Raw genomic sequence first — 5,348 nt, forward strand, 5'->3', positions numbered from 1 at the left:
CACCGGCCGCGCGCCGCCGAAGCGGTGCGCCCCACGGCGAGCGCGTCGACCGTCCGCAGCCGGCCCGCCCGCCAGGCAGCGGCCCACGCGGTCGCCGACACGAGGCCGAGCGCCCCGGCGATCACCGCCACGTCGACCCAGGGGGCCACGGCCAGGGACGAGGTGCCGTACGCCTCCTCGGTCTCGGCCATCACGGGGACGGCGAGCAGGTGTCCCGCGACGATGCCGAGGACGGTGCCGGCGGTCGCGGGGATCAGCGCCTGGCCCACGTACGCCCGTACGACTTGGGCGGGGGTGAAGCCGACCGCCTTGAGGATGCCGATGCGACGCGTCCCCGCACCGACGGCGGAGGCGACGACGTTGCCGACGGTGAGCACGGACATGACCAGCCCCAGGGTGCCGAACGCGAAGAGGAAGGGAACGTACAGGGCGGTGTCCTGCGCGGCGTTCCTCCTGACGGTCAGCCAGGACTGCTCGCCGGTGGCGGCGGTGGCGGGCAGGGACGCCTTCACACTCCTGCCGCCCTCGGAGATCCGCGCGGCGGTGTCCGCCTCGGCGAAGCGGTAGAGCATCTGGTAACCACCGCCGCCGGGCGGGGTCAGGGCCGGCATCTGGGCGGGGACCACCCAGGCGTCGGAGGTGCCCGTGACCGAGCGGGCGACGCCGACGACGGTCAGCGCGGGGTCGCCGGCCAGTCCGGTGAAACGGATCTCCTTGCCCAGGGCGGGGAAGAGGGAGGAGCCGGCGGAGAGGACGATCTCGCCGGGGCGCGCGGCCCAGCGGCCCTCGGTCAGGGCCACCTGGTCCACGTCGCCGCCCGGGGCCGCCCGGCCCGTCACGGTCAGCGGCCACCCCGGGCCGGTCGCGTCGGCGCGCGGGGTGACCGTCGCGGTGCGGAAGGGGCCCGCAGCCGCGCGTACACCGTCGGTGTGCGCGGTCTGCGCCAGCTGCCCGGCGCTCACCTCGTCCGCGTGGAACCGCACGGACAGGTGGGCGCCGTGCTGCCGGGCGAATGCGTCGTCGAAGGGGGCGCCGGAGACCACGAGCAGCGATCCGGCGAGTACGGACGCGGCCACGGCCATCATCGCGGCGAGTCCGATGACCAGCGTCTGCACACGGCGCCGCCCCACTCCGGAGCGCACCACCCGGGCGAGCGCGCTCATCGGACGGCCTCCGGGGCGACGGCCCCCGAGGGCAGGTCGTGCGTGACGCGGCCGTCGGCGATGCGGATCGTGCGGTGGGTGCAGGAGCGGGCGAGCGCGAGGTCGTGGGTGACGAGGACGACGGTCTGGCCCTCGGCGTTGAGCTCGGTGAGCAGCCGGGCGACGTCCTGTCCGGCTGCGGTGTCGAGGGCCCCGGTCGGCTCGTCGGCCAGGAGCAGCGCCGGACGGTTCATCAGGGCCCGGGCCACGGCGACGCGCTGGCGCTGACCGCCGGAGAGGCGGCCGGGGTAGGCACGGGCGTGGCGTTCGATACCGAGCCGTTCGAGGAGCCCGGCCGCGCGGCTGGCCGCCTCGCCCCGGGACAGGCCGGCGAGGCGGGCGGGCAGGGCGACGTTGTCGGTCACGGTCAGGTCGTCCAGCAGGTTGAAGAACTGGAAGACCATGCCGATCCGGGCGCGCCGGTACAGCGCCGCCGCGGCCTCGCCCAGCCGGTCGACCCGCACGCCGTCGACGGTGACCGTGCCGGTGTCGGGGCGGTCGAGGCCGGCGACGAGGTTGAGGAGCGTCGACTTGCCGCTGCCGGAGGGGCCGAGGATCGCGACGGCCTCCCCCGGCCGCACGGTCAGCGACGCCTCGTGCAGGGCGGGCGGCCCGTCGTCGTAGCGACGGCTCACCTCGCACAGTTCGATCAACGGGGTGGTCATGGCGGGGCTCCTCGGTGCTGTGCGGTCCGGTGGCGTGAACGCTAGGAGCGGACCGGGACCGCGCGCGTCGGCCGCCCGGCCCCTTCGCGGTCCGGCGTCCGGATGAGCGGCGCGCTCGTCGTCCTCGCGATGTAGGCGCGTGGTGTACGCGCCGTCGCCGGAATGGGTACGGGGGCGGACTCCCCGGGCTCCGCGCCGCCGGGACAATGAAGCGGTGACGGATGTACGTACGAAGCTGGGCCGGATGTGGGAGGACGCGGTCCGGGCGGACGGCCCCCCGCCCCGCCCCACCGCGCGCGCCCGGCGGTTCGACGTCCTGGTGGCGCTGGTGCTGGGCGCTGCCACCGTGTACTACGGGGTGGACAACGCGAACAACACGGTCGTGCGGGTGGTCGGCGGCACGGCCTACGCTCTGGAGCGCCCGTCCGGGGCGGGCGGGATGGCCTTCATGGTGGCGCTCGCGGCCGTCGCCTCGGGCGCCCTGGTGCTGCGCCGCCGCTGCCCGCTGGCCGTGCTGTGCGTGGTGACGGCCGCGACGCTGGCGACCCCGCAGAGCGTGATGCGCCTGACGTTCTACGCGTTCGTGATCGCGGTGTACAGCGCCGCCGTGTACAGCCCGCACCGGGTGGCGACGCTCGTGGCGCTGCCGGTGGCGGTGGCGCTGGTCGGGACGTCCGGGAACTCTGTGACGCCGATCGTCCCCAATGAGTACATCGCGCTGCTGATCCTGATTCCGATGGCCGTGGCCGCCGTGGGCCTGCGGACGTGGAAGCTGCGGTCCGACGAGGGCCGGGCCCGGCTGTCCGTCCTGGAGCACGAGCAGGAGGAGGCGCTGCGCCGGGCCGTGGAGCAGGAACGGGCCAGGATCGCCCGCGAGTTGCACGATGTCGTCACGCACAACGTCAGCGTGATGATCATCCAGGCGGGTGCCGCCCGCACGATCATGAGGTCCTCGCCCGAGCTGGCCGGCGAGGCGCTGCTCGCCGTGGAGGCGGGTGGCCGGGCGGCGATGACGGAACTGCGCCATGTGGTGGGCCTGCTGACCACGACCACCGAGGACGGGGAGGCGAATCCCGACGCGGTGGTGCCTCCCCCGCAGCCCGGGCTCGACCAGCTGGAGGTGCTGGTGGGGCGGGTCCGGGACGCGGGGCTGCCGGTCGGGCTGGTGGTGACGGGGCGGGCCCGCCCGCTGCCGCCCGGGATCGAACTCGCCGCGTACCGGGTCGTCCAGGAGGCCCTGACGAACACGGTGAAGCACGCGTCCGGCGCGTCGGCTGACGTGTCCGTCGCGTACGGGCCCCACAGGCTGCGGGTGGAGGTCACCGACACCGGCGGGCGCCCGGGCACCGGGGCCGGGAGCGGCCGGGGCCTGATCGGACTGCGTGAGCGCCTGGCCGTGCACGACGGCACCCTGAGCACCGGGCCGTTGCCGGGCGGCGGTTACCGTGTGGAGGCCCTGATCCCCCTGGAGGCACCGTGACCGCGCCGCCGCGTGTACTCATCGCCGACGACCAGACCCTGGTACGCACCGGCTTCCGGCTGATCCTCGGCGCGGACGGCATCGACGTCGTCGCCGAGGCCGTGAACGGGGCGGAGGCGGTCGACGCGGTGCGCCGCGCCCGGCCGGACGTGGTGCTGATGGATGTCCGGATGCCCGAGATGGACGGCCTGGAGGCCACCCGCCGCATCCTCACCGGAGCCGCCGGGCAGCCCCGCGTCATCATCCTCACCACCTTCGACCTCGACCGTTATGTGTACGCGGCCCTGTCGGCCGGGGCCAGCGGCTTCCTGCTCAAGGACGTGACGCCCGAGCAGCTGACGGCGGCCGTGCGCACCGTCCGCACCGGTGACGCGCTTCTGGCACCCGCCATCACCCGGCGCCTCGTGCAGCGGTTCACCCGGCGCGGCGGCGACACCACCGCCCCGCACCGCGACCTCGCCGCGCTCACTCCGCGCGAACTGGAGGTCCTGGCCCTGCTCGCCCAGGGCCTGAGCAACGCCGAACTGGCGGCGCGCCTCCACCTGGCCGAGACGACCGTGAAGACGCACGTCGCCCGCATCCTCGCCAAGCTGAGCCTGCGCGACCGGGTGCAGGCGGTCATCGCCGCGTACGAGACGGGGCTGGTCAGTGTCGGCGAACGGGAGGCGGGCGAGGCCGACGAGAAGGACGACGGGGCCGGACCGGGAGCGCGGGGCGCGTTGCCGTAGCCGCCGGATCCCTCGAGGATCTCAGGCCGTATCCAGCATCGCCGGGCCCCAGGGGGCCGCGCCGGAGCCCTCCGCCCAGGCCGCGAGCGCGGTGCCGTCCACGCAGCGGATGCCGCACGTCTCCGCGTACTCCAGGGCGGGTGCCGTGAACTCGCTGGTCGTCACCACCGCGGCGAGCTGCGCTCCGTGGACCGTCCAGCAGGTGCCGCCGAAGCGCTGGAGGTCCTGGGAGCCCACCTTGTGATCGGGGCCGTACTGCTTGCACTGCACGACGACGCGGCGGCCGTCCGGGGCCGTGGCGAGAACATCGGCACCCAAGTCGCCCGCTCCGCCGACCACTTCGACCTCCTGGCAGCCGTCCCGCTCGCACAGCGCGGCCACCGCCGCCTCGAAGCCGTCCGGATCGAGGGCGGAGAAATCGGGGGCGGGGGGCGGGAGTACGGCGGTGAGCCCGTCGTGGGCGCCGGCGGGGGCGGGCGGGACCTGCGGGGCGGAAGCCGGTTCGGGGGCGGCCTCCTCCTCCCCGGCCGGTGGGATCATGCCGGCGCGGGCCGCCCGGCGCAGCTCACGGGCACGGGGCATGGCGCGGAACAGGACGTAGAGCACGGGCAGGGCGAGCAGGGCCAGCAGCACGGCGGTGACCGGGTGGGCGCCGGCCCAGTGCGCGAAGCGGACGAACAGCAGGACCGCGGCGCCGATCACGGCACCGGCGAGGGCGAGGGCGAGCAGGGGGCTGCGTGGTGCACCCGTGGCGCGGGGGCGGGGTGTGACGCCTCTCGTTCTGCGTATCGGCACCGGCGTCTCCTTCGGCGGGTCGCGTATGTCGTCGCCCGACGTGTGCCCCGAACCGCGCCGTCCATGATCAGCGAGTGCGTCCGCGCTCAGGCGGGCCGGTACCGGTCGTGGATCGCGGGGCGTCGCTCGAAGCCCGCCGACAGGTAGGCGGCGACGCCACCGGTGTTGGATGCCGGGGTGCAGACGAGCGCGCTCGACGCTCCGAGGTCCCGGAGCGCGGCAGCCGCGGCCAGGGTGACCGCCCGGCCGTGGCCCCGGTGGCGGTGGTCGCGGTGCACGCCCATCGGTTCGAGGAGTCCCGGCCGTCCCGGGCCGGCGGACCACACCGTCACCGTCGCCACCGCGTGGCCCTGTTCGTCGCGCCCGAGCAGGCAGCGGGCGTCGGCGAACAGCGGCCCCGCGGCCATCGCCCGCCACGACGCCTCCGTGAAGCGCGAGCCCGGGAACGCCGAGCGATGGACGGCCGCCACCTCGCCGG

At 75.4% G+C, this 5,348-nt stretch carries 6 protein-coding genes; 2 read left to right on the top strand and 4 right to left on the bottom strand.

Going from position 1 to position 5,348, the window contains the following annotated elements; translation table 11 throughout:
• A partial coding sequence (locus G3I41_RS26205) for an FtsX-like permease family protein (protein ID WP_203601675.1) occupies window positions 1-1,163 on the bottom strand: 1,163 nt, incomplete at its 3' end.
• Window positions 1,160-1,867 carry an ABC transporter ATP-binding protein gene (locus tag G3I41_RS26210; protein WP_164402836.1) on the bottom strand — a complete coding sequence of 236 codons (708 nt, stop codon included), beginning with the start codon at window positions 1,865-1,867 and terminating at the stop codon, window positions 1,160-1,162. The genes G3I41_RS26210 and G3I41_RS26205, both read right to left, overlap by 4 nt.
• Before the next feature lie 244 nt (window positions 1,868-2,111).
• On the opposite strand from G3I41_RS26210, the gene G3I41_RS26215 reads away from it, so the two are divergent.
• Both G3I41_RS26215 and G3I41_RS26220 read left to right on the top strand, forming a co-directional pair.
• Window positions 2,112-3,347 (top strand): histidine kinase, encoded by a 1,236-nt coding sequence (locus G3I41_RS26215; protein ID WP_164402841.1) that lies wholly within the window; start codon window positions 2,112-2,114, stop codon window positions 3,345-3,347.
• The gene (locus G3I41_RS26220) at window positions 3,344-4,075 is read left to right on the top strand and encodes a response regulator transcription factor (RefSeq protein ID WP_164402837.1); all 732 of its coding nucleotides are present in this window, start codon (window positions 3,344-3,346) and stop codon (window positions 4,073-4,075) included. Before G3I41_RS26215 ends, G3I41_RS26220 begins: the two co-directional genes overlap by 4 nt.
• Window positions 4,076-4,096: 21 nt before the next feature.
• On the opposite strand, the gene G3I41_RS26225 is transcribed toward G3I41_RS26220, so the two are convergent.
• Both G3I41_RS26225 and G3I41_RS26230 read right to left on the bottom strand, forming a co-directional pair.
• The gene (locus G3I41_RS26225; protein WP_164402838.1) at window positions 4,097-4,870 is read right to left on the bottom strand and encodes a restriction endonuclease; all 774 of its coding nucleotides are present in this window, start codon (window positions 4,868-4,870) and stop codon (window positions 4,097-4,099) included.
• Window positions 4,871-4,956: 86 nt separating this feature from the next.
• Window positions 4,957-5,348: GNAT family N-acetyltransferase (locus G3I41_RS26230; protein ID WP_164402839.1), on the bottom strand; the 392-nt coding region annotated here is incomplete at its 5' end.

Source organism: Streptomyces sp. SID9727 (genome assembly GCF_010550605.1).
Classification (GTDB): Bacteria; Actinomycetota; Actinomycetes; order Streptomycetales; family Streptomycetaceae; genus Streptomyces.